This is a genomic window from Erythrobacter crassostreae (genome assembly GCF_019204045.1).
Lineage (GTDB): Bacteria > Pseudomonadota > Alphaproteobacteria > Sphingomonadales > Sphingomonadaceae > Erythrobacter > Erythrobacter crassostreae.
Genome location: NZ_JAGSPC010000001.1, coordinates 708,559 through 724,003, shown reverse-complemented (window position 1 = coordinate 724,003; position 15,445 = coordinate 708,559). Strand labels below are relative to the sequence as shown.

Here is a 15,445-nt window from a genome sequence, read left to right as displayed (position 1 = left end):
ACCAATCCGCTATGTTGCGGCCAATCCCAAGAGGATCGATCGCCGTGACTGACCCATTCCGGCGCAAGAAAGAGCCTCGTCATACGAGGCTCTTTCATTCAGTCACAGGGTCCGAAGCTTGGTTGGCTCTTTCTGGAAATGCGGTGAAAGTGCTGATCGCGCTCGCGCGACATGATGACGGTAGCAGCAACGGTCGGATCTATTTCAGCGAAAGGACCGGCGCGAAGGCAACCGGGCTGTCCCGCAACACCGTTAGACGCTGTCTCAACGAGCTAATGGAGAAGGGCTTCATCGCTCAGACTAAGCCGGGCGCGTTCAATCGCAACAACTTGTCGGCGGCTACCTATCGACTCACTTGGGTTGCGGCACCGGGATGCAGCCCATCAGCACCGACGCGAGACTTTGAGAGGTGGAAGGATGGAAATTCTCAGGCTCAACTTCTGACTTCATTCGGCTCAAAATCTGACACTTGCATGGAAACACGCGCCAGGAGTGGCTCAATTCCTGACACGGTCGAGACGGAAACAAGCCACGTTTCCAATTTTCCAGCTGGCTCAGATTCTGCGCCACAAACAGTTTACCAGGTAGGAGATGATGACACCCCTGAAACTAAACGACGGAAACAAGCCAATCCTCCCTCCGGGGTCGATTTGGCAAAATTACGGCAACGTCTAGTTGATTACCTTCGCGCAAGCGAACCGGGCCACCAGTCGCGTTTGGCAAAGGACCTTGAGGTCCCGGGAGGCACACTGAGCAAATTTATCAATGGCAGAAACCTACCAGCTTCATACCATGACCGGCTGGCAAGAGCCTTAGAGCGCCAAGGCCCGGATCGACAGGACAGAGGCAGATAGGTGCCGGAGTGAACTTAGCCGAGCAACTCGAAACCCTTGAGCGCCTGTGCTGGGTTAAAGGCGTCATCTTCTCCGCGACACCGCTCGATCGTGTCCCTGATGCCTTCGAGGACATAGTCGGCCGTGATCTCGGTCCGCTTGGCCCGGTCATTCATCGCAACCTCAATGGCTGCGGCGATTTCAGGTTTTGTCAGGTTCTCATGGCCGATGACATGTGCCGTGCGCTTGCTGTAGCCAGCACGAATGGCGGCCTGGGTCGCGTTCAGGTCGACGAGATACTCGCGAACAAAGGCTTCCTGCTTTGGCGTCATATCGGCATCTTTGCTCAATTCGTCTGGTGCAGCAAGATGGTACCAATTTTGAGGGCGGAAAAAGCCATCTCCAAGCGATTGCATGACTTGAGGAATACGCTCCGGTAGCGGGTCAATTGGTTCGACCATCACAATGCAGAGACTGTTTCTAGCACGTCCTTGGCACGTCCTTGGCACGTCCTTGGCACGTCCTTGGCCCGTCCTTGGCACGTCCTTGGCACGTCCTTGGCACGTCCTTGGCACGTCCTTGGCACGTCCTTGGCACGTCCTTGGCACGTCGTGCCGACGTGGCCCGTATGACATACAGCGTCAACACTTAGACTTCTTGCCGCGCTGCGAAAGCGGTCATTCGTTCAGCCTTGCTGCAGCGGCAGCAAAGCGCCCTAGATCAAGACGTAGCCATTCCAGATCTTAGTTCCCGAAAGCGGACATTCTCTGAGGCCATTCCGGCCAAGGAGAATGACAATGGCTTACTCAAACTTTGATCCTGCTGCTGCGAACCGAGTCCATTGGAACTTTGGAGCGAAGATCGGCCCGAAGCGCCCCTTTAATCAAAAGCAGATCTGGGCGATCCGTTTCCACCCCGATTGTAAGAAGCACATCCGCGATCGCGCATTGTTTAACTTGGCGATCCACAGCAACTTAGAGGTCGTGACCTGGTAAGCCTGGCGATTGGCGTCTTGTTGTCTAGGAGGCAGGTCTGGAAGCGTGCAGCAATTGCCCAGCGAAGCACTGGGCGTCCAATTCAACTGCTGAAAGTTCTAACGCTCCTTATCCTATTGGACTCGGTCCGCAACCATCCTCTTCGCTTCTTTAGATCAATGTTCCGTAAAGCCAGTGGTTGCCATGCTCGATTGGCGCGTTACCTTTATGGGATTACGGCAAGGCCCCTTATGTGATTAGCGACCCATCCAGCACGCCCGACGACGATGAACGAATAGTGTTCGTGAAACGCTATGATGCCCCACTGCGCTCATATTTTTCCAAGCGGGTGAATCGGTACGAAGACGTTGATGATTTGGTGCAGGAACTGTATGGGAGGGTGTGGGCATCAAAGGGCGCGCGGGATATCCAGAATCCCGACGGTTACATTTTTCAAGCCGCGGCAAACCTATTGAAAGAGCGATATCGCAATCGCGGAACGCGCGATGCTGCAATGTCGGAGTTGCCCTTTTTCAACGCAGGCAATGAGGTAATTACGCCCGAACGCATCTTGCAAGGTAAAGACGAACTTCGTCTATTGGAGCAAGCGTTGGCCGAATTACCGCCTAGGACCCGGACAGTATTCCTGTTGCATCGTTTCGAAGGTTTCAAGTACCGGGAAATCGCGGATCGAATCGATGTATCGGTAAGTTCGATTGAAAAGCATATTGCAGCGGCGGCGCACCACATAGCCGCTCGATTGGATCGGAAATGACGGTGAGATCGCCGGATCCTGAAGACTCCTTGTCGCATGCAGATCAGCTCGATTGCGCGGATGCGGAAGCAGCAAAGTGGTTTGCTCGCCTTTCTGCAGACAATGTGAGTGATACTGATCACTGGGCCTATCTCGATTGGCGTCAAAACTCTCTGGCCAACGCGCGAGCATACGACCGGATTGCTACTGCTTGGGAATTGGTCGGACAGCATGCCGACGCGCCTTCAATTCTCGAGATGCGTGTTGAAACACTGGCAGAAGCTCCGGACATGCAGCGTGTTTCTCGCAGGATGCCGGGATTTGCGGCAATCGCTGCTTCGGTCGCGGTAATAGTCACGGCATCATTTGTTATGCTGAACGGGAGCGCGCCATTCGACAACGGGTCCGCCGCTCCAGCCGGGCAGATAGCCGTGGGTGAGACCGACGATCCGTTGCCTCCGCAAGCTGCATTGCAAGATGAGGATGTGACTGAAGAATCTCTTGAGGCAGTTGATTTTCGCTCCGGCTATTCAACGAGAATAGGTCAGGTCGCGGAGTTTTCATTGCCTGATGGATCGGTAATCGAACTGAACACCGGTTCTGAGGTTCAGGTCGAATATTCGGCCGCTCGTCGCAACCTTACACTGGTACGCGGAGAAGCCGTCTTCACTGTTGCGAAAGATGCCGACCGGCCTTTCGTAGTGGCAGCGGGCGAAAGCCAGGTGGTCGCGCTGGGAACCATCTTCTCGGTTCGCACGACAGACCGAGAGGCAAAGGTAACATTGATCGAGGGCCGTGTGCGTGTGGATCGAAATGGTCGGTCAAACACGGAGAAAGGCGCACAACTGACGCCTGGTCAACAACTCAGCATCGCTCCAAACGCTCCGTTCGTAATAACCAAGGCAGAATTGTCACAGGTCGCCAGCTGGAGAGAAGGAAGACTGATTTTCGAGCAAACGCCACTACGTGAAGTGCTTGGAGAATTTAATCGGTACTCGGTCGAGAAGCACGTTCTAAGGGACGAAAGCATCGGTGATTATCTGGTCAACGGCACGTTCCGGATTCAATCGAGTAAGCATTTTGCAGCAACGCTCGAAGCGGGCTTCCCCGTTAAAGTTACTCCGCGTTCCGGAGGTTCGGTACTTGAAGTTACAGCTGCGCACGATTCGCCCGTACCTTCGCGGGTTTCGAACAAGTAAGTTTCCCTAAAACTCGCTTCACCCTGCATTAATTTCTCAACCATGCTGAGGAAAAGGCAACCCGGTGCATCTGACTCTTTAAGGTCGGACAAAACCGGTTTGTCTATTTAAAAAAGAGCCAGCTAGGGGGGCTTTTCATGATCCATACGAGAATTGCACTGGCAGCATTGGTTGCAGGATGCAGCCTGACAGCAATTTCCACCGCTGCGAACGCGCAGGATACCGCGAACCAATCGGCAAACGATGCGGTGCAGGCCCATAATATTCCGGCGCAACCGCTGGAATCGGCGCTGAACACGTTTGCAGAAACCACGAGTTCTGACCTTCTCTACCCTTCAGAACTGGTCAATGGTAAGCAATCGGCGGCGCTCAACGGCACCTTCACCGTGTCAGATGCTCTTCAGCGGCTCCTTCGCTCGACAGGTCTGGTCGCGACCGAAGTTTCGGCGAATGTCTATTCTCTCAAGGACCCAAACGACGCCAGCTCGCAAAACGAAGGAAATGCTTCGCAGGTAGCTGGAGTGGTTCGCAACGCGATAAGCGGCACGGTGCTACCGGGCGCGGAAGTTGAGATTCTGGGAACAGATTTGCGTGCCACGACCGATGACCGGGGCTTTTTCTATATTCCTGCGGTGCCGATAACGGCGACCGAGTTGCGGGTGACCTATCTTGGCCAACCGGCAGAGGTATTCCCGATCCCTGCCAACGGATACCAGCGTGCCCGTTTGAATGTGTCGATCGGCGAGACTTCGAACAACATCACCGTGTTCGGCTATGCTAGCAGTCTTCAAAAATCGCTCAACCAGCAGCTGCGCGCAGCGAACAACTCCACAGTCATTTCATCTGACCTGCTGGGCAGTTTTCCGGCCGAGAACGTGCCCGAGGCGCTGCGGCGGGTGTCAGGTGTGGCCTTTGGCCGAGATGATGCAACTGGCGAGGGCAACCGGATCACCGTTCGCGGGTTCTCTTCGGAGGCAATCAACGTCCAGCTGAACGGCCTTGAATTGCAAGGAACCGGCTTCGAACGCACAATCGACTTGTCCGGATTTCTGGCTGACAACATCTCTGAAATCACAATCCAGAAGTCGCTTTTGCCGAGCATGGAGTCCACTGGGTCTGGCGGTCTTGTTGAGATCGAGACCAAGTCGGGCCTCGACTATGATGGCATCACAGCACAGATCGGGGTTGAAGGCGAAACCAGCCTTGATCCAGATTTTGGCGAAGAATATCAGATCAATGGGCTGTTCTCGGCACGGCTGACCGACAGCTTCGGCGTGGTTGCCAATGTTCAGTATAGGAAGACTGATCGCCGGAACTTTGACGCAGACGTCGCTGGTGTCATTCCACAAGTATTGCCCGCGGGTTTTACATCCTTGTTCCGCGTCCCGGCTTCGCAGCAATTTCCGTTCGATGAGGAATTTAACAGCCGCCTCGAAAGCGGGGTCAGCTATCTTCGCCGTGATCGTGAAGAGGAAAACCTGACCGCGTCATTGAATGTTGCATGGGACGTCAGCAACACGACGAATCTGCGGCTCGATCTGCAGCGTATCCAGCGGAATTCCTACGCCGAAACAGCACGCTCTACGGCTAGCTTTCTGACGGCCGGCATTGACTTGCCGATCCCGGAACTTGGCGGAGAGGTGCGCCGCCGAACCACTCTAAGCGCTCTTCGCCCAAACCTGTCATTCAACGTGACAGATCTCGAAGCGCGTCAGGATACAGTTAGCCTGCGCGGTTCGACAAATCTTGATCGCTGGGTTTTCAATTACAAGGCCGGGTATCAGTTCGCGAAATCGCAATCCAACAACGCAAATCTGAGCGCACTGGGGAATAGAGGAAATAACCTCGTGGACTTGATTGATCCGACGACGATCCAAATCAATCCTGATGACGATGCTGCTCTGACCGATCGTGTTGTCGGAGGCGGAGTCATCTTCCAGCCAAATGGCCTGCCGATCCTATCGCTAAGTCAGGCTGGGTCGGATTTCCTTAATGATCCCGCAAATTACAACGTCACATCTGCGAGCCGCACGCTGACTAACAGCCCGACTGAGGCCTACACCTTGGAGGGAAGCGCGCGTTATCTGCCTTCACTTTCTTGGCTCGAATATGTCGAAGCCGGGATTAAATGGGATCGATCAGAGCGTGATGCCAATGACGATGTATTTGCGACAACTTCGACCGGCGCGCTGCTATCTGTTGAAAGCTATACGAGAATCTTCGGGCGAGACACCGGACTAGACGCTTTCGGCACCGGCCTTGTCGACAATCAGGCGCTGAGCGATATCGGGGCACAGACGTTCCAATCGCCATTTCTGACAGGCGCGGCTGTTGATGCAATCTTCAACGGCTTGCCAAACTTTTTGGCAGACGATCCGAACACACCCGAGAACGAGGAGCGGTTCCGTTTTGTCGACCGGCGCAACCTGGATCCGATCCTCGACTCCGGCGGGCTTGTGCCAACCGAGACCATCGAGGACCGCACAGCTGCTTATTTTGAAGCTTTGATCAATGTAGGCAAGTTCGAGTTCGTCGGCGGCGGCAGATATGAAAGAGTGTTCCGCTCTGGGCAAGCGATCAACGTACCGAGCGTCAGGCCAGCAACGGGGCCCTCTGAGCCGCGCGAAACCTTCGTAAACGCCGGACTGGTTGAGTTCACAAATCTGGCTGGAGCACAGGAAGTGTTCACGCCCAGCGTGATCATCAATTACCGGCCACAAGATAATTTGGTCGCACGGTTCGCCTATTTCCGCTCTACCGTGAATCCAGATTTGCGCCTCATCAGGCGTCCACGGCAGGTCTCGCTCGACTTGCGTCCAACCGTCAATCGCGCGATAATTCGTGAAGCAAACCCTGATCTCAGCCCGACCATCACGGACAACTTCGATTTCGATGTGGCGTATTACTTTACCGATACGCCGGGGTTGATCCGAGCCGGCTTCTTTTACAAGAACGTCAAAAACAATTTCACGAATGTGTTCTTCCAAGATGGATCAGACACAACCGTCCGCGACGAGATCCTCGACAGCTTTGGTGATCTTGCGACCACCCGTCCGGATCTGGTGGCATTCAATGATGAGACCGAATTCCTTCGCAATCGTCCTGAAAACGGAGGTGGAGGTAAGATCTACGGGATTGAGCTTGAAGCCATTCGCCAGCTGACTTTCTTGCCGGGCCGTCTTTCGAACTTTACGGTTCTAGGCAATCTGACGTGGACTCAGGGGGATTTCCCCACATTAGTTTCTGGGCGCGATGACAACGGAGACCTTGCCCAGTTTGAACTTAATCGCTTCCTCGAAGATCAGCCTGAATGGATTTACAACGCTTCGCTCAGCTATGCCGAAGGCGGATTTGAAGGCCGAGTAATCTACACCCATCAATCCGCAACGGCCTCTTCGTTTCAGGTGAATGGTATCGACACGGTGCTCCCATCGTACGACACGTTTGATGTCCGGCTGTCTTATTCGTTTGATGTGGGCGGTACCAATTTCTCGGTCTACCTGCAGGGCGATGATTTGCTGCGCGGATCGCAGGACATCGATTTGAGGCGCGCGTTTTCTTCTGAGTTCGGCGGCGGGAGCAGCCCCTTCTTCTTCCCGGACGGTTATCAGTTTAACGGCGGGCGGACAGTTACAGGCGGTATCAGAGCGAGGTTCTAAACTTAGATACCTGACCAAACTAGACCAGTTGGCGCCGCGCATCCCGTTCAAGCGGGCGCGGCGTTTTCTGTTTGTCGCAAGATTTTTCGCTCTTTGACTGAGGAAGACGCGAGCTACCGCATCATGCTTGGTCGAACCGAATGCGATTTATCGGGTTGTCGAATCCGCGCGCACTCAAAAGGAGCCAGCGATGCCAAACACTCTCTTTCGCCATATCATTGCGCCTGCCGCAGCAGTATTTCTGGTGGGCGCTCCCGCTGCTTTGTTGGTCGCGCAGGAGCCGGACGCCCCGGCTTTCGCACACGAAGCGAGTGATCTCGAACCCGATTCGCGCGTGATCTACGGCACCCTTAGCAATGGCCTTCGCTACGCCGTTATGAAGAACGAAACGCCTAGCGATGTTGCCGCAGTTCGAATGCAGATCAACACCGGCTCAGTCAATGAAACCGAGGCGCAATTAGGCCTTGCACATTTTCTTGAGCACATGGCTTTCAACGGATCAGTGAATGTTCCCGAAGGAGAGATGATCAAACGTCTCGAACGGTATGGCCTATCTTTTGGCGCAGATACGAATGCCAGCACCGGTTTCGACCAGACTACGTACAAGCTCAACCTTCCTTCGGTTGAAGACGAGGTGCTTGACGAGGCTTTCTTCTTGATGCGAGAAACCGCCGAAAACCTGCTCCTTGACGCGGGCGCGATAGAACGGGAGCGCGGCGTGATCGCTTCAGAGAAACTTGCGCGGGACTCGCTTCAGTTTCGGGCGTTTGTCGATCGCCTTGGGTTTTTAACACGAGGGAGCGGACTGATTGATCGCCTTCCCATCGGCACTGACGAGACCATCGCAACTATGCCGCGAGCAGAATTTGTTTCTTATTATCGCGGATACTATCGGCCCGAAAACACCTTTATTGCGGTCATTGGCGATCTCGAACCCGAGGACGCGATTGCCCGCATTGAGGAGTATTTTGGCGACTGGCAGCCAGCCGGGGCGGCTCTGCCGCAAAGACCGCGCAATCAGGCGAGCATCGTCCCTGGAACTGTATACGCCTATCACGATGAAGGCTTGATGACTTCGGTGTCTATTGCCGCACTGCGTCCTTATACTAAGCGCCCGGATACGGCTGCTACCAGGCGCGACAATGCCATTATCTCTTTAGGGACCCGCATCCTCAATCAACGGATGTCTCGCGCTGTTCAGAATGGAACCGCCGCCTATCTTGCAGGTTTGTCATCTCGTTCGAGTGTCGATGATGTAGTCGACGGGATGTTGTTGAACGTTCGGACCACGCCAGATGACTGGCGAGCAGCGCTTTCCGAAGCCGAACAGGAATTGCGCCGAGCGGTTCAGTTCGGGTTCTCTCAAGAGGAGCTGGATGAGCAGATTGCAAATTATCGCCGTTCGTTGGGGACCGCCGTCGAGCGTGCCAATACCCGTAAGACCTATGCCGGGTTTGAATACAATTATGCGCAGGCGCTGGTGTCCGCTTTCGCTGATGAGCGGGTTTTTACTTCGCCGCAATCGAGCCTCGATCGCTTCAACGCTATCGCCGAAGGCCTGACCGTCGAGGAGATCAACGCCGCCTTTCGCGATGCTTGGCGAGGATATGAAAATCCGGCTGTCTACTTTGTGTCGGGCGAACCATTGGAAGATGCCGAGACGGTCCTGGCACAAGCATTGAAACAGTCTCAGCAAGTCGCCGTAGTTGCACCTGAAGCGCGTGATGTTGGTAGCTTCGCCTACACAGATTTCGGTCCTGCGGGCGAAGTGGTATCGGATATTTTTGTTGAAGATGCGGATGCGCACCTGATCAAATTTGGAAACAATGTGCGGCTCAATTTCAAGCAGACCGATTTCGATACCGGTACGATCAACATTCGAGTACGCGTCGGCGGAGGCTTTATGTCCATGCCCCGTAAGGACGAAGGTTTGCGGCGGCTTGGACTAAACGTCCTTAGCCGGAGCGGCGTCGTCGGCCACACAGCGAATGATTTGCGCACTCTGTTCGCCGGGCAACGGGTGGGTGCGTTAACGCGGACTATGATCGACAATGACGCGTTCGAAATTCTCGGTACAACCGGCGCCGATGATCTATCTGACCAGCTAAACCTGATGGCTGCAAAGGTTGCCGCTCCTGCGTTTCGTGAAGTGATCGCGGAGCGGCATTTTCGCAATATGGAGGCTTGGTACCCGACCCATGATTCCTCTCCGGGTGCGGTGGCCAACAAGTATCTCCCACGACTGATCAGGTCAGGCGACACCCGTTACGGCTATGACGGGATCGACAGTTTTCTCTCGGCGACACTCGACGAAGTGCGCGAGTGGGTCGAGCCTGAATTCAAGACCGGTCTCATTGAGATCACTGTTGTCGGTGATGTCGACAAGGAAGCTGTCGTGCGTGAGATCGCTCGAACATTCGGAGCCTTGCCCATGCGCGCTGACCAAAAGGCCGATTTTGGCGCTAACGCCGACCTTGCCTTTCCATCTGGCAGCGAGACTCCCAACCGCTTTTACCATCGCGGCAATGAAGAGCAGGCCTTGGTCTATGTTTATTGGCCTGCGCCCGATGCAAGTGATCCTGCCAATGCGTATCGGATGCGGGTGCTGCGCGGAGTGTTCCGCAACCGCCTGACTGACGTTCTGCGCGAAGAGATGGGTGCGACCTATTCTCCTGGTGCTGGCGCATTCTCGAATTCGATTTTCGATGGATACGGCTATGCTTTGGCAAGAGTAACCGCAAAACCGGAAGACGTCGGAAAAGTGCAAGGCGGGATCTTGCGCGTCGCAACCGAGCTCGCAGAAACGGGCATCGACTCAGACGCATTTGATCGTGCCCTCACTCCGCTGATCGAAGACCTAAACAGCATATTTGAGAACAACGGATACTGGCTAAATGTGCTCGGAGACGCACAAACGGGATCCGATGGGCTTGCAACTTTCCGGGCGCACGAGAAAACTTACCGTGAAGCAACCGTCGAAGAGATCAATGTTCTGGCTAAAGAGGTTTTCAAACAAGAAGACAGCGTGACTGCTTTCATCTTGCCCGCCATCGAAATTGCGGAGCTGGACCAGCGCTAGAATGATCACTGCCAGAATCCGTGCAGCGACACAGAGGTTCGATGGCGTTAGCCCATTGGAACTTCAAACTATGCCTTGGACTGGACGGCAGCTTTTCGAGCTTTTCGGAAAGGAGCAGATTGTCTGCTAACGGTCCACAAAAAGCCATCCTAGCTTGCCTGACATCACGACAAATACCTGCTCTGCGGCGCTTAAGTCGGCATCTCCCAAGACTTAGATCGGCACGAAGGCCCGACAATGCGTGCAGTGAGTTAACGACAAGTTCTGCCTTGACCGAGAATGAATTCAGCAAGCGCCTCATTTGAAGCAAAAGGCTCCTGGAATGGTGTCCAGTGACCGACGCCGTCTATCGTTAAGGTGGTCAAGTCGGTTGCTTCATCGAGTGCATCAAATTCCATTCGCTGGACGAAGGTACGGTCCTGTGCGCCGCGAACGAGCAAGACCGGCACATCGGTTCTGGTGCCCGCCTTTGGCCAATAGGCGCTTGCGGGATCGAGGTTATCAAATGCCGGGATATTCGCTTTGTACCACTGAATTCCAGCATAAAGCGCACCCTCGCGATGAAGTGCATCTTTAAAAAGCTCTCCCTCACGTGCGTCCAGCACGTCTGTATCCAGCATCCGTTGGTATGCGAGATCGAAAAATGATTGCGCAAAAGCAGTCGTGGACGCCGTCTGGCGGTCGATCTCCAGAAGCTTTGGCATATAGCTAGACGCTGCGCGTTGTTCAGGGTCATTTGCAAGCAGGTCAAGCAAGAGATTGTAGGAAGGCGCGCTGAACACGGCTAGTCTTTCCACCCTGCTCGCATCCGATTGAACGTAGCTCCAAGCGAGCGCGCCGCCCCAATCATGTCCAACAAGCATTATTTTCTCGCCGGGAGCCAACTCACCGATAAGGGTGTGTAAACGCCGGGCGAGAATTTCGACCCGATACGCTTCTTCTGCTTTGGGCTTCGCAGATAGACCCGCGCCCAGCGCGTCGATCGCGATCACGCGGCGGCAATGGCGCAGCGCCTCCATCTGATCGCGCCACACATACCAAAAGCTAGGGAACCCGTGAACGAAAAGGACCGTCGGCCCCTCGCCTGCTTCAACGTAGTGGATACGATTATCGCCTTCGCCGACATATCCTTCGCGATAGGGCGCCCCGGGACCAGCAAGCGCATTGGCATATTCTGCAGCAGGGTCAGCGGACACAGGGTTTTCAGCTTGAACCGGTAACTCTGCATTTATTGGCAGCGTCGGGGCACAAGCGGAAGTCGCAATCAGGCTGCCTGCCAGAATCAAACCAAGCCTTCGCATTGACAGCAACCTCCACTATTGTATTATTCGTCAGTAACGAATGGGGTGAGGAATGAAAAGCTCAATTGCGGTACTTGGCATGCTGTGTGCCGCGCTTGCTGCTTGCTCACCGCCAGTTGTTGAAAGAGCCACCGACCTACCCGAAAGTGGGAAAGCGGCGCTTGCAGAGCGTCTCTATGCCGAAAATTGCGCTTCATGCCATGACGGGGGCATCAATGGCGCTCCGACCCGCGAAGCGCTTGAAGGGCGTAGCCAAGCTCAAGTTCTCGCCTCCATGAACGGCGGTATTATGCAGGCTCAATCTGCGGCTTTAAGCGCAATTGATCGCATCGTATTGTCTGAATACCTCGGAAAAGGGCAATCGTCGCGCGAAGCAACCGGCCCGCGCTGCGAAGGAGCACTGCGTTTCTCTGGTTCGCCTTTGTGGAACCGTTGGGGCAACAGCAAAGCCAACACCCGCTTCCAAACCCGTGAAAACGCAGGGTTGGACGAGAGCGATGTCGAGCGGCTTGAGCTCGCATGGGCATTCGGCTTTCCCGGTGCACAACGGGCGCGGTCCCAGCCCGCAGTGACCAAAGAGGCGCTTTTCACCGGCAGCCAATCGGGTCACGTATACGCATTGAATCCGCAGACGGGTTGCATCTGGTGGAGCTATGATGCGCGGGCCGAAGTGCGCAATGCGCCCGTGATCGCAACTGGATCGGATGGCACACCCGAAACCCTTTATTTCGGCGATGTTGATGCGGTGGTTCACGCTGTTGACCCCCGCACAGGCAAAGAGCGCTGGTCCAGATCGTTAAGGGATCATCCAGACGGTACGATAACCGGAAGTATTGCCTGGCACGAGGGAACACTCTTCGTGCCAATGTCCTCGCTCGAAGTCGTATCGGCCTATGACGATCAATATGCTTGCTGCACTTTCAGGGGTGGGATCACAGCTCTCGATGCGGACAGCGGCGAGCAAAAGTGGCGCTGGTACTCGGTCGATAAACCAGAGATCGTAGGCAAAACCCGGGCCGGGGTGAATATACTCGCACCTAGTGGTGCACCAGTTTGGTCGACCCCCGCGATCGATGAAAAACGTGGACTATTGTATGTTGGAACAGGCGAAAATTACAGCTCGCCAGCTAACGGCAACAGCGATGCTATCGTAGCATTGTCCCTTGCAAGTGGTAGTTTGCGTTGGGTCTCCCAAACAATCGCTGGAGATGCCTGGAATGCCTCTTGCGGACGCGATCCAAAAGCAAATTGCCCCGAAGAAGACGGGCCAGATTTTGATTTCGGTGCCGGACCGATTCTTGTCGAATTGCCATCCGGGAAAGACATGATCCTCGCGGGTCAAAAGTCCGGCGAGGTCTTTGGCATGGACCCTGACAATAAGGGCCGCATTGTGTGGCGCGAACGCGCCGGGATGGGCGGGTTTAACGGCGGCATTCACTGGGGGATGGCAAGCGATGGCAAAACCCTGTGGGTTCCGATTGCCGATACGCCGGGCAACCGATTCACAGTCGGTCCGGCCCGCCCTGGAATTCATGCTTTCGAGGCGGCGACAGGGCGCAAGCTCTGGTCTCGCATCGAAAAGCCCACATGCGAAGAGCCTGGTTATGCGTGTCAGACCGCGCTGTCTGCGCCGCTGACCGCCATTCCTAGTGTCGTTTTCGCAGGGGCGCACAATGGAAAGCTGCTCGCCTATTCCGCTCATGATGGGCGTGTGTTGTGGATGCAAGAGACCAACAAGGCTTTCACAACCGTCAATGGCGTCGAGGCAAGGGGCGGATCGATTGACAGTGCGGGGGTCGTTGTCGCCGGAGGCATGGTCTTCGTGAACTCTGGATATGACAAGTTTGGCGAAATCGGTGGCAATGTCCTGCTTGCTTATCGCCCAAGGGGAGAAACCAATTGAGAGCTTGGATCGTACTGCCAGTCATCAGCCTGCCCCTTGCAGGATGTTTAAACATGCAAACGCAGCCAGCCCAAGCCGCTCCGGCCGCGGCAGAGGCAATTCTGGGAGTGCATCACGTCGGTATCACGGTCTCTGATATCGATGAGACCGTCGCATTCTACAGCGCTGCTGTCGATTTCGATGTCATCGAGCGCACGATGGTTGATGCTTCAGCGCTGCCCTCGGAAATTCTGAATAAGCGCGAGGGACAGATTGAAATGGCGCTTGTCGAAACCCCGACGGTCTTTCTCGTGCTTGTTGATATTGAGCCGGACGGCGCTGCCGAAGCCGAACGGCGGTCAGTGTCTGGGCCGGGGTACACTCACATCTGCTGGCAAACCCAAACGGACAATTCGGGTTATAAGCGCTTTCGCGAAGCCGGTATGGAAATGCTCTCGCGCGGACACAGTGCGATTGATCTGCTCGGTCAGGGGGTTACGTATGCATACGGCTTCGATCCCGACGGAACCATGATCGAGATGGAGCAATTGGAGCGACCTCGCAGACAGGACGATGCGTGGCTTACCCACATCGCAAATGTACCGGGCGACAAAGCTGCGATGGTTGATTTCTACACAAAAATTCTTGGCTATGGCCCGCATCGCGAACTCGAAGAGACGCGCATAGCGACAATCGATGATGTGGTGGACATTGATGGCACTGTCGTCACCGCAAGCTGGTTTGCGACATGGAACTTCGAGCTTGAATTCTGGAACTTCAAAACGCCGCCCACACCTGTATCGCGCACCGACTGGACGCTCGAGCGGATCGGCTACAACAGTCTGTCGTTCGAAGTCACTGATCTTGATGGCACGATAACGCGTCTTGAGCCTCAGGGCATCGAATTTGCCGGACCCGCCTTCACGCTTGGTGGATGGAAGATGCGCTATGCGCGTGATCCGGAAGGCAACCTTCTTGCGTTTCAGCAAAATATTATTGCTGGAAGGGAACGGTCCATTTACGACAAGCGCTGGCATGATCCAGCGTCCTATCCGCTACCACCCCTTTGATTTGGCAGCGCTGGATTCTTTGTCAGCCTTTGTTATTGCTGAAGCGATGGCATCCAAAGCGCAAAAATCTCGTACAAGGCTTGATCCGGCAGAACGTCGCCGATCGATCCTGGATCACGCAGCCGAAATGGTAGGGCGCGACGGTGTTGCAGCGATCTCAATGGATTCTATCGCGCAGGCGGCAGGCGTCAGCAAATCGCTGGTCTATAACTACTTCCCAAATCTCGAAGTGCTGCTCAGTGAGCTGCTGGAGCGCGAGTTGCGCATGCTGCGGCGCGAGCAAAATGAGGCAGCCAAAGGTGCGGAGACTTTTGAGGGGCTCGTTCGCGGTATTACCCATGCTTACATCAAATACATCGATGAGCGCGGGTTGATTATTGATCGACTACAAGCCGAACCGAGCCTGAGCGCCGTTCACGATCCAACCGAATATGGGAGAGATGCAGCCGTCGATTATCTGGCCGAAATAATCGGAAAACATCTCGATTTACCGCCAGATATCGCCCAAGCTGGCGTCGATATCAGCTTCGGCCTTCCTGCATCGGCAGGCATGTATTTGCTCCGCGATCAAAGTCGGCACACAATGAGCTGGCAACAGGTCGAAGACATCACCGTGAAAATGATTGTTGGTGCCATTCTCTCGCTTAAAGACGACTACATCCGGAATCAGCAATCCTTGCCGTCAGAGTAGACG

Annotated in this window: 11 protein-coding genes; 9 read left to right on the top strand and 2 right to left on the bottom strand. The window is 54.9% G+C overall.

From position 1 onward, the window contains the following. Positions 1 to 11 precede the first annotated feature (11 nt). Positions 12 to 854, top strand: a complete 843-nt coding sequence (locus tag KCG46_RS12710) for a helix-turn-helix domain-containing protein (RefSeq protein WP_369410157.1) — start codon at positions 12 to 14, stop codon at positions 852 to 854. 14 nt (positions 855 to 868) lie between these two features. Here KCG46_RS12710 and KCG46_RS03655 read toward each other — a convergent pair whose 3' ends face one another. Continuing rightward, positions 869 to 1,294 (bottom strand): terminase small subunit, encoded by a 426-nt coding sequence (locus KCG46_RS03655; protein WP_255551747.1) that lies wholly within the window; start codon positions 1,292 to 1,294, stop codon positions 869 to 871. 336 nt (positions 1,295 to 1,630) lie between these two features. Here KCG46_RS03655 and KCG46_RS03650 point away from each other — a divergent pair, with 336 nt between their 5' ends. From KCG46_RS03650 to KCG46_RS03630, 5 genes are all read left to right on the top strand, one after another. After that, complete coding sequence (locus tag KCG46_RS03650) at positions 1,631 to 1,828, top strand: hypothetical protein (protein WP_218403964.1); 198 nt, start codon at positions 1,631 to 1,633, stop codon at positions 1,826 to 1,828. A 283-nt stretch (positions 1,829 to 2,111) separates the two neighbouring features. Then, positions 2,112 to 2,582 (top strand): RNA polymerase sigma factor, encoded by a 471-nt coding sequence (locus tag KCG46_RS03645; RefSeq protein WP_218403963.1) that lies wholly within the window; start codon positions 2,112 to 2,114, stop codon positions 2,580 to 2,582. After that, a complete protein-coding gene (locus tag KCG46_RS03640; protein WP_218403962.1) occupies positions 2,579 to 3,760 on the top strand; it encodes a FecR family protein in 1,182 nt (393 codons plus the stop codon). The genes KCG46_RS03645 and KCG46_RS03640 overlap by 4 nt, the downstream gene beginning before the upstream one ends. Positions 3,761 to 3,897: 137 nt before the next feature. Next, complete coding sequence (locus KCG46_RS03635; RefSeq protein WP_218403961.1) at positions 3,898 to 7,419, top strand: TonB-dependent receptor plug domain-containing protein; 3,522 nt, start codon at positions 3,898 to 3,900, stop codon at positions 7,417 to 7,419. 190 nt (positions 7,420 to 7,609) lie between these two features. Then, positions 7,610 to 10,498 carry a M16 family metallopeptidase gene (locus tag KCG46_RS03630; RefSeq protein ID WP_218403960.1) on the top strand — a complete coding sequence of 963 codons (2,889 nt, stop codon included), beginning with the start codon at positions 7,610 to 7,612 and terminating at the stop codon, positions 10,496 to 10,498. 251 nt (positions 10,499 to 10,749) lie between these two features. Here KCG46_RS03630 and KCG46_RS03625 read toward each other — a convergent pair whose 3' ends face one another. Then, on the bottom strand, positions 10,750 to 11,799 hold the full coding sequence (locus tag KCG46_RS03625) for an alpha/beta fold hydrolase (RefSeq protein ID WP_218403959.1): 1,050 nt from the start codon (positions 11,797 to 11,799) through the stop codon (positions 10,750 to 10,752). Between the two features lie 52 nt (positions 11,800 to 11,851). On the opposite strand from KCG46_RS03625, the gene KCG46_RS03620 reads away from it, so the two are divergent. The 3 genes from KCG46_RS03620 to KCG46_RS03610 are packed head-to-tail and all read left to right on the top strand — an operon-like array spanning position 11,852 to position 15,442. Then, a complete protein-coding gene (locus tag KCG46_RS03620) occupies positions 11,852 to 13,702 on the top strand; it encodes an outer membrane protein assembly factor BamB family protein (RefSeq protein WP_218403958.1) in 1,851 nt (616 codons plus the stop codon). A 53-nt stretch (positions 13,703 to 13,755) separates the two neighbouring features. Beyond that, complete coding sequence (locus KCG46_RS03615; RefSeq protein ID WP_218403957.1) at positions 13,756 to 14,751, top strand: VOC family protein; 996 nt, start codon at positions 13,756 to 13,758, stop codon at positions 14,749 to 14,751. Next, a complete protein-coding gene (locus KCG46_RS03610) occupies positions 14,717 to 15,442 on the top strand; it encodes a TetR/AcrR family transcriptional regulator (RefSeq protein ID WP_218403956.1) in 726 nt (241 codons plus the stop codon). The genes KCG46_RS03615 and KCG46_RS03610 overlap by 35 nt, the downstream gene beginning before the upstream one ends. Positions 15,443 to 15,445: the final 3 nt, after the last annotated feature.

Coding starts and splice junctions, on each gene's coding strand:
- KCG46_RS03650 (WP_218403964.1), top strand. CDS start 1,631: ATGGCTTACTCAAACTTTGATCCTGCTGCTGCGAACCGAGTCCATTGG.
- KCG46_RS03640 (WP_218403962.1), top strand. CDS start 2,579: ATGACGGTGAGATCGCCGGATCCTGAAGACTCCTTGTCGCATGCAGAT.
- KCG46_RS03615 (WP_218403957.1), top strand. CDS start 13,756: ATGCAAACGCAGCCAGCCCAAGCCGCTCCGGCCGCGGCAGAGGCAATT.
- KCG46_RS03655 (WP_255551747.1), bottom strand. CDS start 1,294: ATGGTCGAACCAATTGACCCGCTACCGGAGCGTATTCCTCAAGTCATG.
- KCG46_RS03630 (WP_218403960.1), top strand. CDS start 7,610: ATGCCAAACACTCTCTTTCGCCATATCATTGCGCCTGCCGCAGCAGTA.
- KCG46_RS12710 (WP_369410157.1), top strand. CDS start 12: ATGTTGCGGCCAATCCCAAGAGGATCGATCGCCGTGACTGACCCATTC.
- KCG46_RS03625 (WP_218403959.1), bottom strand. CDS start 11,799: ATGCGAAGGCTTGGTTTGATTCTGGCAGGCAGCCTGATTGCGACTTCC.
- KCG46_RS03635 (WP_218403961.1), top strand. CDS start 3,898: ATGATCCATACGAGAATTGCACTGGCAGCATTGGTTGCAGGATGCAGC.
- KCG46_RS03610 (WP_218403956.1), top strand. CDS start 14,717: ATGATCCAGCGTCCTATCCGCTACCACCCCTTTGATTTGGCAGCGCTG.
- KCG46_RS03620 (WP_218403958.1), top strand. CDS start 11,852: ATGAAAAGCTCAATTGCGGTACTTGGCATGCTGTGTGCCGCGCTTGCT.